Origin of the sequence: Flavihumibacter sp. UBA7668, from assembly GCF_002483205.1 — a bacterium.
In the GTDB taxonomy this organism is placed as follows: domain Bacteria; phylum Bacteroidota; class Bacteroidia; order Chitinophagales; family Chitinophagaceae; genus Flavihumibacter.
In genome coordinates, this window is record NZ_DLHM01000005.1 from 761,785 (window position 1) to 777,785 (window position 16,001).

Sequence of the window (16,001 nt, forward strand, 5' to 3'; positions counted from 1 at the left end):
TTTCGAAACAACTAAAAATAAGATAGAATGAAGAACGAACAACCCATTATTGTTGGACTCGATATTGGTACAACCAAGATTGCTGCCATTGCGGGTCGCAAGAACGAGTTTGGCAAACTGGAGATTCTGGGTTTCGGTCGGGCGAACAGCAACGGGGTGAAACATGGCCAGGTTTTGAATATTGATGAAACAATTAAAGCCATTGCTGCTGCGCTGGAGAACTGCTATGCATCCAATCCGGATTTGCAGATCAATGAAGTGTATGTAGGGATTGCAGGCCACCATATCAAGAGCCTTCAAACCAGGGGTGATATTGTTCGTCAGACAAACGATGAAGAAATTTCTCAGCGTGAAATAGATCAGCTGATTGCAGATCAGTACAAAACCTATATTCCTGCCGGTGATCAAATCATTGATGTGATTCCACAGGAGTTTACAGTAGACAATTTTCAGAATATTCCCAATCCGATCGGTTACGGCGGAGTGAAGGTGGGCGCCAACTTCCATATCATTACAGGTGATAAAAACGCCATCCGTAATATTAACCGGGCGGTTGAAAAAAGTGGGTTACACACCAAAGACCTGGTATTGCAACCCCTGGCATCGGCAGCAGCAGTAATGGGCCAGGAAGATATTGAAGCTGGCGTGGCCATCGTGGATATCGGAGGCGGCACAACTGATCTGGCTGTTTTTTATGAAGGCATTCTGAAGCATACTGCGGTTATTCCTTTTGGTGGTGAAAATATCACCAATGATATCAAAACCGGATTGGGGGTATTAAAAACCCAGGCCGAGCAGATGAAAGTACAGTTTGGATCTGCCCTTGCCAATGAAGCAAAAGCGAATGCATTCATAACAATTCCGGGTATGCGCGGACTTCCTCCCAAGGAAATAAGTGTAAAAAATCTGGCCAATATTATCCAGGCAAGGATGAGTGAGATCATGGATTTTGTAACCTATCACCTGAAACAGGTGGGAATGGACAGCCGGATGCTAAATGGTGGAATTGTATTGACCGGTGGTGGTTCGCAATTGAAACACCTGATACAACTCACTGAGTATGTAACAGGTTTAAATGCAAGAATAGGTTTTCCGAATGAACATCTGTCGCCCAATCATACTGATGAACTGACCAAGCCCATGTATTCAACCTGCATCGGTTTGATTCTGAAAGGTTACGACGATTATGAACGCAATCGTAAACTTTTCACCAAGCAGTTTAAGATGGTGGAAATTCCTAAAGAACTGAAAAAAGAAATTCAGCAGCCGGAAGTGCAGGATACGCTTGCATCGGAAGATAAAGAAGGTCCTGTTGAAGTAAGTACCCGTACGAGAGAACTGGGTGGAATTAACAGGTTCTGGAGTAAGTTCAAAGACAATCTGATCGATCTGTTTAAAGAGGAAGACGACAAGAATTTTTAATAGATATCGCACTAACCCATACATTCTATAACAAACCAGCTGGCAACAGCGGAAGCAAAACAAATTCGTGATATGATACACTTTGATCTACCGAAGGAAAAGTCATCCATCATCAAGGTGATTGGTGTAGGAGGCGGTGGCAGCAATGCTGTTAACCATATGTTCAGTCAAAGTATTGACGGGGTAAACTTTATTATATGTAATACCGACGCCCAGGCAATCGCACAAAGCCAGGTGCCGAATAAAATACAACTCGGACCACATCTCACCCAGGGCCTGGGAGCAGGTGCTAATCCGGAAATTGGAAAACAGGCGACAGAAGAAAGTCTGGAAGAAATCAAACGCATTCTGGAAGTAAATACCAAGATGGCATTTATTACTGCCGGAATGGGTGGTGGTACCGGAACCGGTGGAGCGCCGATCATTTCCAAAATCTGTAAGGATCTGGGAATTCTGACAGTGGGTATTGTAACTACACCGTTCTCTTATGAAGGAAGAAAGCGGCAGCTACAGGCGGAAGACGGTATTCAGCAATTGAAGGATTATGTAGATACCCTGTTGGTGATCAGCAATGATAAACTGCGACACCAATATGGAAACCTGAAAATGAAGGAAGCTTTCGCTAAAGCAGATAATGTGTTGGCTACGGCTGCTAAATGTATCACGGATGTAATCAGCAGTACCGGGCAAATCAACGTGGATTTCGCGGATGTTTGTACCGTCATGCGGAATGGTGGTGTAGCTATTCTTGGTAACGCTACTGCATCTGGTGAGCAGCGCGCACAAAGAGCCATTGAAGAAGCGTTGAATTCACCGCTGTTGAATGATAACGATATTCGTGGAGCACGCTGGATCCTTATCAATATTAACTCTGCAGAAGGACAGCATGAATTTACCATGGACGAAGTGGATACAATTCAGAATTACCTGTTGAGTCATGCTGGTGAAGATACCGATGTGATTCTTGGTTTGGGGTACGATAATTCATTGGGTGATGAAATCAGCATCACGCTGATTGCAACCGGATTTGAATATAAAGATCCGTTCAGCAAGCGGGAAGCAAAACAGCCGGAACCTAAAAAAGATGATAAAATTATAATGACGCTTGATCAGTCTGTTTTACCATTTGGTACAGAAGATAAAGCCTATTATAATCCGATTCCTTCTGCTGCACCAGTACCTGCTCCGGCTGCAGTTGTTGCCGCAAGGCCAGGTATTTCTGTATTGAAGCCGGCTGAACGTTCGCAACAGACTGATGGAGGTTCAGCTCCAACTGCCATAATTCAACAACAACCCAAGATGGATGCGTTGTTGCCGGATCCATTGCAACCGCGATTGGTAGAAGAAGAGCCGGTTCGTGAAAATACGAGCAGTATGGTGACATTTACGTATGAGGATGACCGTAAGAATACGGTGGATAACTCAATTGCTATTGATTCGGGTCAACCCGTAGTTTCGCAACACTCACACTCATCCATACCCGAAGAAAGAATACAGCTCAACCTGAGTGAAAATAATTCTCCCGTGTCTGCAGCATCCGGAGGATACTTGGCCAAGCCATCCAATATTTATGCCGAACCTGCAAAGGGGCCTGAACCCAGTTCTCGCCAGGAAAACAGTTCTCCTGTGAACGAACCCATCCGTCAGCAGTTGCCGGCATTGCCACAGAAAGATGAAGAACCTTCTTTCGATATGCAACTGGTGATAAAAGATGAAACCCCTGCGGCGGACAAGCCGTTGGCACCATCAACTCAACCGTCTTTTTATCCTTCACCTGAGGAGCCGGCTTTGCTGGACGAAGTGGAAGAACAAAAAAGGAAAGCTGCAGAGAGAATACAGAAATTACGTAATCTGTCATTCAATATCAATGCAGCGGACCCAAACAATGAGTTTGACACTGTGCCGGCCTATATCCGCCGCAACCTTGAACTCTATAACACTGTTTCACCGGCCGAAAACTTTTACAGTAATTATACGGTAAAAACAGATGACCAGAATAATACCCAGATCAGTACCATCAATACTTTTCTGGACGGAAAGAAACCAGACTAATCAGCACCCGATCCCGAATAAGTCAACGATTTTTGTTTTTAGTTGTTTATCCGAAAAGGATAGTCGGCCCTTCGTTTTTGCGAGGGGCCTTTTTTCAGGGAGAGGGAGGGAGGAAGAGGGGAGAAAGGAGAAAAAGGGGAAAGGAGAAAAAGGATTATGCAAACTATACTTATAACTGGAGGTACAGGACTTATTGGAAAGGCACTTACATCTGCTCTTTTAGCAGCGGGTCATAAGGTAATTATACTTACCAGAAATCCGGATCGATACCAGGAATCGGGAAAACTGAGCTATGCTGCATGGGATCCTGCTGCCGGCACGATTGACGAAGCTGCCATCCGAAAGGGAAGTGCAGTCATTCATCTTGCCGGTGCAGGTGTCGCGGATAAACGGTGGTCGGTTAAACGGAAAATGGAAATTCTTAATAGCAGGGTAAAAGGTGGGGAACTGCTTTGCAAAGCGCTTACGACTATTCCAAATGAAATTTCGGTGGTAGTGGCTGCATCAGCAATTGGATGGTATGGGCCTGATCCTGTTATTCCGAATCCCAAGCCATTTGAAGAAACAGCTCCTGCTTATGATGATTTTCTGGGTAGCACCTGCCAGATATGGGAAAGATCAATGGATCCTATAACAGCAATGGGTAAACGTTTGGTGGTTTTACGAACCGGTATTGTGCTTGCTATGGAAGGCGGGGCACTTGCTGAGTTTGTCAAACCTCTTCGTTTCGGATTTGCTACCATTCTCAGTAGCGGTAAACAGATGATCAGCTGGATTCACCTGCAGGACCTGGTTCGACTCTACCTGAATGCAATGGAATCTGGTAGCTGGCAGGGTATTTATAATGCAGTAGGTCCAATTCCGGTAAATAATAAAAACCTGGTTCTGACACTGGCGAAACTTGTTCGCGGCAGCAGTTTTTTGCCAATTCATGTTCCCGGTATCCTTTTAAAAATGGTGTTGGGGGAAATGAGTATTGAGGTGTTGAAAAGTACAACCGTCAGCAGCTCTAAAATCAGAACAGCAGGATTTCAATTTGCTTTCCCTACTATTGAATCAGCATTGAACTCACTGATAAAATCAACCTGACTTAATTTCGAACCGGCATTTTTATCGAATCTGTACCACTCTTGTTTTTGTCCAGGTATCATGCCAGGGATATCCGCCAAATGCCGATAATGGCTCAAATGGTACAATCCGGCACAGGCTTCTCAATACAAAATCCTTGAATACCAGTTTGTTACCGTCAATATGTATCACTTTGGTTTTGGTTATTAACTTTCCCAGTGTTCGACCTTTGGTTACCCCTTCAACAATGATATAGAATACGGCGTAAAAAATCATGCTGTATATATTTTGAAGAAGAGGATTTATATTGTCATCAAATGGAGAAATAGATATACCCATAAATGCTTCGCATAAATAACTTAGAATCCCATAAAAAAATAAAAAGATCATAAACACTATTGCATCTATAAGATAATTGACGAAACGTTGCCCTGTGCTCGCATCCTTCAAACTTGTTACCATGTGAAAATCTTCCAGAATATTATCATTCGTTGTCAGGTTTTCCATATTTGCTATTTAATTCTGACAAGATAATTCCGGTTTTTCAAATTTGCAAATCTTGCACCCGGCAGGTGCAAGAAATCAGAGGTCACGTTTTAAGTAAATCTGGTAGTTAATGAGCCAGGTGAGCACTAGTAGTCCAATAGTTAATAGTATATGCGTGCCAATTGCATCCAAAGAAGCCTGATAGGCGGTTTCGTCCATCTTGCTCATGAAAGCAGGCGCAGGAATCAGCCGATCAGAAATTTCCATGGGGAAATAACGCCCTGTTTCCGATTTGAATTTATACTTCAGGAAATTCACGGTAATAGGTTCGGCAATCATTCCATAAAAAAGAAAAATGGCCATGGCAATAAATGCTTTTCGCACTAACAGTCCAATTAAGAATGCAATGGAAAGTTGAGAAAATGTTTGCAGGGCAAACAGACCAATATAATAGATCTGTTCAAATGCATTGTACTCGGTGTTCTTTGTATTTTGAACCCCCATAAAAAAAGCAACCAGCGAATACATTATTGTTACAATCAGTGTTATCAATACCACATCAATGACTTTAGCCCACATGAATTCCGTTCTGCTCCAGCCATCGATAATATTCTGCCTTGCGGTTTTATAATTGAATTCATTCGTGATCAGCATAATGATAAGAATAGCAGGAATAAATACAAATACCGATGAGAGAAAAGCACTGGTCTTCCAAACTTCCGGAAAGGAAAACGGTTCGCCCAATAACATAGTAACGATCTGTCCGGTAGTAGATTCTTTTTGTGTTATTTCCTGAAATACGCTCAAAAAAATCAGGTTGATACCAGGATAGGTAATCATGCAAATCCCCAACAATAACCAAAAAGCGGGGTATCGGTTTATTTTAAGCCATTCTGTTTTAAGTAAACTAAGCATCGTTCGGTTAATTACTGGTTAATTCAAAAAATCGGGCTTCGAGCCGCTTTTTTCGCATGGCAAGATGGTGTACTGAAATGCCGGCATATTGACAATACGCATTGATGGCTGCAGGATCCAGGCTGCCTTTCGGACCTTTTACCAATAAGATATGGCCACCCCTTTCCAGCGAACCAATGCCTTCATATGCCGACAACAACCTGGTCAGTTCATCCAGATCGGATGCAGCTATTTCCAACACATCTTCATCTGCCAGCACCTCTTCTACCGTTCCCTGTGCAATTAGATTGCCTGTTTTAAGAATCGCTACATGTGTACAAACTTTTTCTACTTCATCCAGCAGATGACTCGCAATTATAATTGTGGTGCCTTTTTCACTCAGCAGTTTTATTAGTTCACGGATCTCCGCAATGCCAACAGGATCCAGCCCATTGGTGGGTTCATCCAAAACCAGTACTTTGGGTGAACCCAATAAAGCCGCTGCAATTGCAAGCCGTTGTTTCATTCCCAAACTGTAACTGCTGAACCGGCTATTTCTTCGTTCATATAGATTTACTGTTTTTAGTACTTCATGAATTTCATCCAACGAACCCCTGCCGCTAATGCTCTGCGTAATTTTCAGGTTATTGACTGCGGACAAATAATGATAAAAATTGGGGGTTTCGAGAAGGGAACCAATCTGTTTTCGCTGTTCTTTGGAACCTGGATTTCCAAACCAGGAATAGTTTCCATTATCTGCTGCCAATACATCCAGGATGATGCTTAATAGTGTGGTTTTTCCACTTCCATTTGGCCCCAATATTCCATACACTGTACCTCTGGGAACAGAAAGGCTAACTCCTTTCAGCGCTTTTACCGGTCCGTATGCTTTTGCGATGGAGTCCAATACCAGTACATCCATTTTTTTTTAACAAGATAAGCTAAGCGTCTGAGGATCTAAAATGAATTGTGCCAGTGGCAAAAAAAGCCGGCCCGAAGGCCGGCAACGCTATGTGTGTTTACGCGAATTGCTGTTGGTAGCTGCTCTTTAATTTCGTATAGGCTTACCCGATTTTAAAACGGATTGTATTCTTTCCAGGCTTTTTCTTTCACCACAAAGAGAAAGAAATGCTTCCCTTTCCAGATCCAGTAAGTATTGTTCGGATACCAGGGTGGGTTCGCTCAGATCTCCCCCGCACATTACATACGCCAATTTGCGCGCCACCAGCGCATCATGTTCAGTAGCATAATTTGCTCTTAGCATTCCATTGATGCCAGTTAACAAGGTGCCCAATCCCGACCTTCCCATTACTTTAATATCCGTTCGCTGAATTGGAGTGATATAGCCACTATCGTATAATTCAAGTACAGATCGTTTTGCTTCAACAATCCGCCTGCCCTGATTCAAAACAATTTCATCCTTCCCTTTACGAAGAATTCCCATCTCCATTCCTTCCTGTGCAGATGTGGCAACTTTTGCTGTTGCTATAGACAGGAATCGATTTTTCAATGTTATGGTTTCAGGCTCGTCTTCATGCATTTCATCAGCTGCGCGAAGGGCAAATTCTTTTGTGCCACCCCCACCAGGAATCAGTCCTACTCCCAATTCAACTAATCCTATATAAGTCTCTGCGGCAGCGCAGATCTTATCTGCATGCAGGTTAAGTTCGCAACCTCCTCCTAATGATAATCCATGTGGTGCTACTACAACAGGTACGGAAGAATATCTGGCCCTCATCATGCTTTGCTGAAACTGGCGGATGGCCATATCCAGTTCATCGTATTCCTGCTCTATGGCAAGCATAAAAATCATTCCAACATTGGCACCGGCACTGAAATTGGCGCCTTCATTGGCAATTACCAATCCCTTGTATTTTTCTTCTGCCAATGTTATGGAACGTTGTATGCCTTCCAGTACCTCACCTCCGATGCTGTTCATTTTGGTGGACCATTCCAATCCGATTACATCATCCCCCAAATGATAGGCTCTGCAGGCAGCATTCTTCCAAACGGTTTGTCCTTCAAAATGTTTCATCACAATAAAGGCCTCACCTCCTGGGATAAGTAGATAGGATTTCGTTGGGATATCATAAAAAAAACGTTTCCCGTTTTCCAGTTTGTAAAAGCTGGTATGTCCTGCAGCCAGCATTTCCTCCACCCAGGCCGGAACCGTATAACCCGCTTCCTGCATCCTGGCGAGTGTTTTACTTAGTCCCAATTCATCCCAACTCTCAAATGCCCCGATTTCCCAACCAAATCCGGCCATCATGGCATCATCAATCCGATATAATTCATCTGAAATTTCCGGCAAACGGTGAGCTACATAAGAAAATAATCCATAGTGAAAATGTCGATAAAATTCCCCGGCTTTATCTGTCCCCGAAACCAGTATTTTCAAACGAGTTTTCAAATCATCTACCGGTTTGGCTGCTTCCAGACTTGCAAATTTTGGTTTTTGCCGCGGACCATATTCCATGGTGGAAAGATTCAATGTTAGAATTTCTTTCTCTCCCATTGGACCCTTTGTTTTTTTGAAAAACCCCTGACTTGATTTATCACCCAGCCATTTATTAGTTACCATTTGTTCCAGCCAGGCCGGAATGGTAAATACTATATTTTGCTCGTCACCCGGACAATTTTCTGCAACACCCCTGGCTACTTTTACCAAGGTGTCGATACCCACTACATCTGCCGTTCTGAAAGTGGCGGATTTGGGTCGGCCAATGACCGGCCCGGTTAATGCGTCAATATCGTCTATCGTCAATCCGAGTTTGTCCGCCAGTCCGAATATGGCCATGATTCCATAAACACCAACCCTGTTGGCGATAAAAGCCGGCGTGTCTTTACAAAGAACCGTTGTTTTACCTAATTGCAGGCTGCCATATTGCATCAGAAAATCAACGACTTCTTTTTTCGTATGCGGCGTTGGTATAATTTCCAATAAACGCAAATAACGCGGCGGATTAAAAAAATGCGTGCCGCAAAAATGTTCTTTGAAATCCTGTGACCGGCCTTCCGCCATCATATGTATGGGAATGCCGGAGGTATTGGAACTGATCAGGGTGCCAGGTTTCCGATATCGTTCTACCTGTTCAAATATCTGTTGTTTGATATCCAGCCGCTCCACTACCACTTCAATAATCCAGTCGGCAGTGGCAATATCTTTCATATTGTCTGTGAAATTTCCGGTGTTGATCCGTTTAGCCACTTCCTTTGAATAAACAGGAGAAGGATTTGATTTTAATGCTGCCTGCAATGTATCATTAACCAACTTGTTACGGGCAGCTTTATCTGCCGACTCCTGCGCTTCTTTGGGTACCATATCCAGCAGTAATACCTGTAATCCAACCCCTGCAAAATGACAGGCGATTCGCGATCCCATTACTCCACTGCCCAATACAGCCACTTTTTTAATCGTTCTTTTCATATAACAAGTCTGTGTTTGTTTATAACAGGGTCAAAATAGTTAGCTAAACAACTAATTTAGTCGAAGTTAATGATTTATTGGAAAATCCAGCATACGGCCAATCATTTATTTGAGGCTTCTTAACCGGCGACAAACCGGATATATCCTAACTTGGCCAAATGAACGGAGCTACAGCCATTTCAGTCTTTAAAGCAGGGGTACATGCCGTGCTGCCATCGGTATTTATGGAAATGTTTATAGAAGGAAAAGAAGATGAAATCCGAATTGGCGACAAGTGGATCAATCGCTCTTCCATAGGGCGTCTGGTAGTACTGGCCATGGGAAAAGCAGCGGCTGCTATGGCTTTGGAACTTAAAAACAGGATTGGCAATCAGGTAGATGAGGCACTGGTAATTACCAAGGATGAGCATGCACTCGCCACCCTGTCATGGCCCCAGCGGGAAGCGGGTCATCCTGTTCCCAATGAAGCCAGTATCGCTGCGGGAACTGCAGTAAAAAACCTACTTGCATCACTTAAGAAAAAAGATTTGCTGATCGTACTTTTAAGCGGTGGGGCCAGTTCCTTAGTGGCTGATTTGCCGGAAGAATGCAGCCTTGAAGAGATGCAATCCTTTTATAAATTATTACTTGCATCGGGAGCTACCATTAATGAAATGAATGCTATTCGAAAACATTATTCATCCATTAAAGGGGGGCAGTTAGCCAGACTTGCAGGAGAGGCGCAAATTGAGGTAGGTGTACTGAGTGATGTGCCAGGGGATGAACTATCGGTAATTGCAAGCGGTCCTTTTTATCCTGATAACAGTACCATCTCTGAAGTTGATCAGATTATCCACAGATATCAATTGCTCAATCAATTGCCTTCCAGTATACTGACGCATTTAAAAAGAATAAAGGCAGATCTGCGTTATGAAACACCCAAGCCGGGAGACCCGGTTTTTGAAAATATTACGCATCATTTGCTTGCAACCAATCAAACGGCTCTTCAGTCTGCTGCTAAAGCTGCATTGGAAATTGGCTTGGAGCCGATCATATTTCAGGCACTTATTGAAGGAGAGGCAAGGGAACAGGCAGTCTTATTACTGGGGCATTGTCTTCATGAAATGGAAAGTCGGACGGTAAAAGGACTCCAACCCACTCTTTGTTTTATTGCCGGAGGAGAAACCACTGTAACTCTTACAGGTAAAGGCAAAGGCGGCAGAAACCAGGAATTTGTATTAGCTATACTGGCAGCATGTTTGAAAGACCCTGAATTGTACGAAAGATTAAATGCTTTTCAATTTGCCATCCTGAGTGGAGGTACGGATGGTACGGATGGACCTACGGATGCAGCCGGAGCGGTATTGGATAATACCATCCTTCAAAATGTAAAAATATATGGACCCGATCCCGAACCAGCCCTTACAAGCCAGGATGCATATACGTATTTTTCAGCCATTGATGCACTTATTAAAACCGGACCAACGCAAACTAATGTGATGGATATCATTATTATCCTGTTACAAAATAAAGAAGCAATACCCCCAGAAGAGTAGTAAGTCCCATTGCTGCTGTTAATAATGTATAGGTTCTGTACAGGCGATTTACCGGAATTTGACCATACTGATGTATCACCCAGAAATAACTGTCATTGGCATGGCTTACGGTCATCGCACCTGCACCAATTGCGAGTACTACCAACGCCTGTTGAGGTACATTGAGAATAAAGGAGCCCATCACAGGAAATAAAAGTGCGGAACAGACTATTAGTGCAGCAGTTGAAGATCCCTGCGCGGTTTTTAAAATAGCTGCCAAAATAAAAGCAAATGGATAGACGGCCCAGGCCGGTATGCTGGATGATTGTAAGAAATTGCCAAGTACTTCCTGAATGGGTGTGGCTTTTAAAACTGCTCCAAATGCACCGCCCGCAGTGGTTATTAAAATAATGGGACCCGATTGTACCAGGGCCTGCTGAAACCAGGATCCCCAATTTTTTTTACTGGTCCAGCCTAAGGTGAACATCGCAACCAGGGCACTAAGGCCCAGGGCAATTACAGGATGGCCAAGCAATTCCAGCACTGTTACCAATGATTCATTCTCAGTAAACATGGGTAGAATAGAACCTGCTGCAATTAATACCAATGGTAATAATAACGGCAACAAAGCTTTCCATAAGGGGGCTGTATTTGCTGATGATATTGTTTCTCCCTCTTCCAAATCCAGTTTCGTTTGTGCCAGTAGGTTAGTCCGATCCATCTTACGAATTAACCAGGTTGTTACAAGTCCAATTGGAATCAATAAAATCAGTCCTAACAGTATCACCCATCCCAGATGATCACCTAATCCAAGATTTCCTGCTGCCGCCATGGGTCCGGGTGTTGGCGGAATAAGTACATGCGATCCATATAATCCGGTTCCCAGTGATAATTGAAGTGCGGAAATCGAGTTGCCCTGTACCTGGGTCATGGACTGAATGAGCCGGGATAACAGAATAAATCCGGCATCACAGAATACAGGAATTCCAACCAGCAAGCCCATTGCATGGGTGTAAAGTGCCATTCGACTTCCGGATGCCCGTTGAACCAACTGGTTGGCCAATTGAGCTGCTGCACCGGTTCTTTCCAGAATTTCTCCCAGAAAACTTCCCAGTACAATTAAGAAACCAATGCTGGCAAATACAATTCCAGCTCCTGATAATAAGGTGTTGAGTGTTTTTTGCGCCGGCATTCCCGTGAAGATGCCCACGGCCAATGCAGCTATCAGCAACACTACCAATGGATGCCATTTCCAAACTGAACAGGCAATGATTATAAATAAAACAGCAAGACCAAGAATCGTTAATAAATAGGCGGCAGGCATGGTTAAGATTATTGAAGCAATTCTTCCGGTATCGCTAATCGTTTTGCTTCTTTTTTATATTTGCGAATATATTTCTTATCTGATTTGACACCCATATTATTCAGCAATCCACTCAACGCGATCTTACCCCAAAAATTGAATGTCGACTTATTTCGCAATCGTTCCTGATAAACCAATCCTTTTTTTGAATTTTTGTTTTTGATAAGCAGGTTGGCCAGAAAGCTGGTGAATTTTTTCTTTTGCCCATTCTCCCTTAAGAGTTCGAACCGTAGTTTCCGATAATCCAGTTCCATATTGCCATAAGCGAAATAATCATTCCCCCTTACTCTTAGCCAAAGACTGTCTGTACGGCCATCTGTTATTTGAAGATTAAACAAAGGCCTTAATAGGGGAGAGAGCGCGTTTAAATTCATTTTTCCCATCCTGGCAAGAAGTAAAAATCCTTTCAAACTGTCAGAATAGGATTGCTGGAAGGCAAATTTCATTTTGCCCTGATCCATAAAATCACTTGTAGCACTAATTTTTAAGGAGTCCTTATTCTGTAATGCATAGTTTTTAATTGGCCCGGCTACCATGTTCAGGTTGCTGAACCAAATTTTTCCCTCCTTGCCTGTTTTACCGCTGATTTCACTATAGGCAATTTTGGAATTGGTCAATATTGCTGCTCCAATCTGAATATTTACCGGAATTTTTTGGATGAGATCAGTCAACAGCGGGCGATATTCTATTGAGTCCTGCGGTAGTCGTTTATCACGGTCAATGTTCATATGAAACTGATCAAATTCAATCCGGTTAGCTTTCCATAGGGTATCCATGCCGATTATTCCCCTGTCATATCCGACTACCCTGCTTTTACCTGCGGTAAATTCAATGAAATCGGTTTGATAGAGTGATTGTTTAAAAAAACTATCTTTTGCTATCTGACTGGTAAATCGGATACTGTCTAATCCTATTATTTTCTGATCTGCATTAATCTGGGGATTAAGAATCTCCCAATTCCGGTCGCCTTTTTTCAGGGATAACTCCTCCGCTGCCAGGTTGATATGTGGCAGGTTCTCCAGAAATTTTTTGAGATCTTCTTTTTTGCTGGAAAACAATACGGTTGCTTTGTTAGTTACCTGAATGCCTTTAATAGCAAGCTCGAAGTTATCTGTCTCATGTTCCAACAGGCCTTTGTTCAGTGCAATATTTTCAATTTTTGTTGTCAGGTACTTGTCAAACAGGAAATCATGTGCCTTCAAACTGAAACTGCCAATACGCATATTGGTTTTATCTGGAACTGCGATGATGTCGTTGAATGAAAGATCCAATGCCTCCGTTTGGATCCGGCCACTATTAAGGGAAATGATTTCCGTTTTCAAATAACCGCCCTTATTACTGAATAATTTAAGGATACTGTCGTTCCTGGTTCTGTTGATGTCAAGTACGGGTTCAATTAAATGAATTGCCGGTAATCTGGAAAGCGCTTTTTCGGATTCTTTTTTATCAATAAAATCTTTCTGTTCTTTAAAAATAACCTGTATGTTGGGATAGGTCAACGTTGCTTTTTTAATCCCTGCAATCGGATCTTTTACTGAACCTGGACTCCCTTCTGATTCTAATTTTGGAATAGATGCTGATAGGGAAAGTTGCGCTGATTCTGAGAGAAGTTGAATGTTTTGAATAGTGGCACCCGTTTCAGAATTAATTCTATACTTATCTGTTCGAACCTGGAGGCCGGTTTGGTCCAATTGCAGTTTGCTGCCTGCCAGGTAATAGCGGTACCAGTTCCATTGGTTATTCTTAAAATGTAAACTATCAATTGCTATGCTGTCAATCGATGATTTTACCTGCAGATTGGGCTGTTCCAAAACCAGATCGATTTCTCCGGTTCTGATATTGCGGATCATGTTCTGCGGGATCTTGTTTTTTTGACCGTTCTTTTTATTTAACTCTTCCAGCTTAATTGTTACCTGGCCTGAACCCAGCTCAATTTCCCTTACCCAGTTGGTGTCTTTTCCGGTAATTATTCCTGCTGCATTGATATCTTTTACGTGAACTGCATTCAGATTGAACTGGATTTTCTGATCTGTGGAATTGCCTTTTGCATTGTTGGCGTATAAGGCATTGTTTTCATACAGTGCATCTTTTAAATCCACCTGAAAATTATTGAATCGAAGCGCCAGCTGCGGCATCTCCAGCCTGTTCTTGCCATCAAATAATTCTTCCAGTGTGCCGGCCCTTAATACACTATTGCTGGAAATTATAGCAGAGAAGGAAGCCGATTGAACCAATGGTTTTTTAGCTTTTCCTTCCGTAATCAGTAAATCAGCGTCAAGAATCCGGATTTTTTCAATCTGTAATTTTCTTCGGATAGTTCGTTGAATTTCTCTGATCGGATTAACCTTTTTGTTTTTCCGGTTACCTGATAAATGAATGCGAACATTCGGCTCAATCAGATATAATTCATCTGCCTGTAATCGCCCGTTTAATAATTCCGGTATGGAAAGATTATTCAGTATTAGTTGTTTGGTTTGGATACTATTATTCCCGGTATTCGATCGGTTGGCAGCGCGTAAAAAATAATTCTGCAGGATCAACTGGTTTTTTTTGATTCTCATGCCATCAAATCCGGTTTGGAAAGATTTGGTGCTATCAGACTCAAGAAATCCGCGAACCCCAAATTCCAGATCATCTAATTCAATTTTGTTGGGAAGGGCGTTGTCAACCACCAGGTTTGTTACCAAAAAATTATCTCCTAAAATCTGCAGTGTTTCTCTGCCTCTCCGGCTAAAGGTGGTTCCACTGAATTCGATGCTGTCGATCTCTACTTTTTTTATGTTGATGGCACCTAATACATCAAGAAAACTGTTTTCAACCCTGATTGATTTTTTATCAGCAGTTCTTCTGAATCGTATATCGTTACTGGTGAAATAGCCTTTGGCTGCTTTCAGCAAACCCAGTTCTATCCGACCTTCTGTGAGCAGGGTATTCCAGTTCAGGGAATCAAGTTGGATATTCTCCAGCCGGAACCCCGATTTTTCTCTTTTATCTTCCATTCTTTTATGGAAATCGAGTCCGCTTAATTCAAAACGTCGTTGCCTCGATTGCCATACCAGTTTTTCAAGAACAACCTGTAAGCTGCTATCGGGGTATTCTATATTAGGCTTCAACAGGCGAAAATCAACCGCTACCCGATTGGTATTATCCCATTGCCTGATTTTCCGAAGCAGGTGTAAATCATCCAATGATAGATAAATATGATTCAGAAAAAATCGACGCTGGTGCTGGTTGATTTCCGGATAAATTGAAACACTGCCATCGGTAAGCTTGAACTGCTGTACTTCAAGCGAGGATAATACATCGAAAAATACATCTTGAACAGCAGCTATTTCTATTCGCAGCGGACGTACCACTTTGTTTTTGGAACTGTCTTTTTGGTAAGTCTTTATTTCGAGATAGGGAGTTTTAATGATAAGCCTGTTAACGGATAGGCGCTTGTACAATAATAATTGAATCGGATTATTAACATTAATGGACAGGGAATCCGCTTTGAATTCAAATTGGCTGTTATCATCGTTTTTATCCGTTGGTTTTATATGGATATTTTTTACGTTAATCTGAAATTTGAAAAGATTGAATTTAAAAGTGGTTGCAGAGAGCTGATATTCTCCACCAGATAAATTTTTTACCAGCTGTTCAACTGCTTCAACAGACCGGTAGCGTAAAAGGTAGCCAATCACCAGTCCTGCCAACAACAGGGTGATACCTGCTCCCATCATTATCCAATGTTTACGCAAAATCCTGCCCATGGCTTACAAGTTAATCAAAAAAA

At 42.5% G+C, this 16,001-nt stretch carries 10 protein-coding genes; 4 read left to right on the top strand and 6 right to left on the bottom strand.

What is annotated here, in order from left to right; translation table 11 throughout:
* The first annotated feature begins 27 nt into the window (after positions 1-27).
* From ftsA to B2746_RS15360, 3 genes are all read left to right on the top strand, one after another.
* Positions 28-1,422: a cell division protein FtsA gene (ftsA, locus tag B2746_RS15350; RefSeq protein WP_290795639.1), complete on the top strand. Its 1,395-nt coding sequence runs from the start codon at positions 28-30 to the stop codon at positions 1,420-1,422.
* Positions 1,423-1,494: 72 nt separating this feature from the next.
* Positions 1,495-3,474 carry a cell division protein FtsZ gene (ftsZ, locus tag B2746_RS15355; RefSeq protein ID WP_290795641.1) on the top strand — a complete coding sequence of 660 codons (1,980 nt, stop codon included), beginning with the start codon at positions 1,495-1,497 and terminating at the stop codon, positions 3,472-3,474.
* A gap of 156 nt (positions 3,475-3,630) precedes the next feature.
* Positions 3,631-4,563, top strand: a complete 933-nt coding sequence (locus B2746_RS15360) for a TIGR01777 family oxidoreductase (RefSeq protein ID WP_290795643.1) — start codon at positions 3,631-3,633, stop codon at positions 4,561-4,563.
* A 21-nt stretch (positions 4,564-4,584) separates the two neighbouring features.
* On the opposite strand, the gene B2746_RS15365 is transcribed toward B2746_RS15360, so the two are convergent.
* The 4 genes from B2746_RS15365 to B2746_RS15380 form a co-directional block, all read right to left on the bottom strand.
* Positions 4,585-5,049, bottom strand: a complete 465-nt coding sequence (locus tag B2746_RS15365) for an RDD family protein (RefSeq protein ID WP_290795645.1) — start codon at positions 5,047-5,049, stop codon at positions 4,585-4,587.
* A gap of 75 nt (positions 5,050-5,124) precedes the next feature.
* Positions 5,125-5,943: an ABC transporter permease gene (locus B2746_RS15370; protein WP_290795647.1), complete on the bottom strand. Its 819-nt coding sequence runs from the start codon at positions 5,941-5,943 to the stop codon at positions 5,125-5,127.
* A gap of 7 nt (positions 5,944-5,950) precedes the next feature.
* The gene (locus B2746_RS15375; protein WP_290795650.1) at positions 5,951-6,844 is read right to left on the bottom strand and encodes an ABC transporter ATP-binding protein; all 894 of its coding nucleotides are present in this window, start codon (positions 6,842-6,844) and stop codon (positions 5,951-5,953) included.
* A 126-nt stretch (positions 6,845-6,970) separates the two neighbouring features.
* A complete protein-coding gene (locus B2746_RS15380) occupies positions 6,971-9,349 on the bottom strand; it encodes a 3-hydroxyacyl-CoA dehydrogenase/enoyl-CoA hydratase family protein (protein ID WP_290795652.1) in 2,379 nt (792 codons plus the stop codon).
* A gap of 158 nt (positions 9,350-9,507) precedes the next feature.
* Here B2746_RS15380 and B2746_RS15385 point away from each other — a divergent pair, with 158 nt between their 5' ends.
* The gene (locus B2746_RS15385; protein ID WP_290795654.1) at positions 9,508-10,884 is read left to right on the top strand and encodes a glycerate kinase type-2 family protein; all 1,377 of its coding nucleotides are present in this window, start codon (positions 9,508-9,510) and stop codon (positions 10,882-10,884) included.
* On the opposite strand, the gene B2746_RS15390 is transcribed toward B2746_RS15385, so the two are convergent.
* Entirely contained in the window at positions 10,841-12,187 is a 1,347-nt protein-coding gene (locus tag B2746_RS15390) for a GntP family permease (protein ID WP_290795656.1), read from the bottom strand. The two genes, B2746_RS15385 and B2746_RS15390, sit on opposite strands and share 44 nt — an antisense overlap.
* 8 nt (positions 12,188-12,195) lie before the next feature.
* Positions 12,196-15,978 carry a hypothetical protein gene (locus tag B2746_RS15395; protein ID WP_290795658.1) on the bottom strand — a complete coding sequence of 1,261 codons (3,783 nt, stop codon included), beginning with the start codon at positions 15,976-15,978 and terminating at the stop codon, positions 12,196-12,198.
* Positions 15,979-16,001 lie beyond the last annotated feature (23 nt).

Bases quoted from the DNA above. Each gene is read 5' to 3' on its own strand.
- ftsA (WP_290795639.1), top strand. From the start codon at position 28: ATGAAGAACGAACAACCCATTATTGTTGGACTCGATATTGGTACAACC.
- ftsZ (WP_290795641.1), top strand. From the start codon at position 1,495: ATGATACACTTTGATCTACCGAAGGAAAAGTCATCCATCATCAAGGTG.
- B2746_RS15360 (WP_290795643.1), top strand. From the start codon at position 3,631: ATGCAAACTATACTTATAACTGGAGGTACAGGACTTATTGGAAAGGCA.
- B2746_RS15365 (WP_290795645.1), bottom strand. From the start codon at position 5,049: ATGGAAAACCTGACAACGAATGATAATATTCTGGAAGATTTTCACATG.
- B2746_RS15370 (WP_290795647.1), bottom strand. From the start codon at position 5,943: ATGCTTAGTTTACTTAAAACAGAATGGCTTAAAATAAACCGATACCCC.
- B2746_RS15375 (WP_290795650.1), bottom strand. From the start codon at position 6,844: ATGGATGTACTGGTATTGGACTCCATCGCAAAAGCATACGGACCGGTA.
- B2746_RS15380 (WP_290795652.1), bottom strand. From the start codon at position 9,349: ATGAAAAGAACGATTAAAAAAGTGGCTGTATTGGGCAGTGGAGTAATG.
- B2746_RS15385 (WP_290795654.1), top strand. From the start codon at position 9,508: ATGAACGGAGCTACAGCCATTTCAGTCTTTAAAGCAGGGGTACATGCC.
- B2746_RS15390 (WP_290795656.1), bottom strand. From the start codon at position 12,187: ATGCCTGCCGCCTATTTATTAACGATTCTTGGTCTTGCTGTTTTATTT.
- B2746_RS15395 (WP_290795658.1), bottom strand. From the start codon at position 15,978: ATGGGCAGGATTTTGCGTAAACATTGGATAATGATGGGAGCAGGTATC.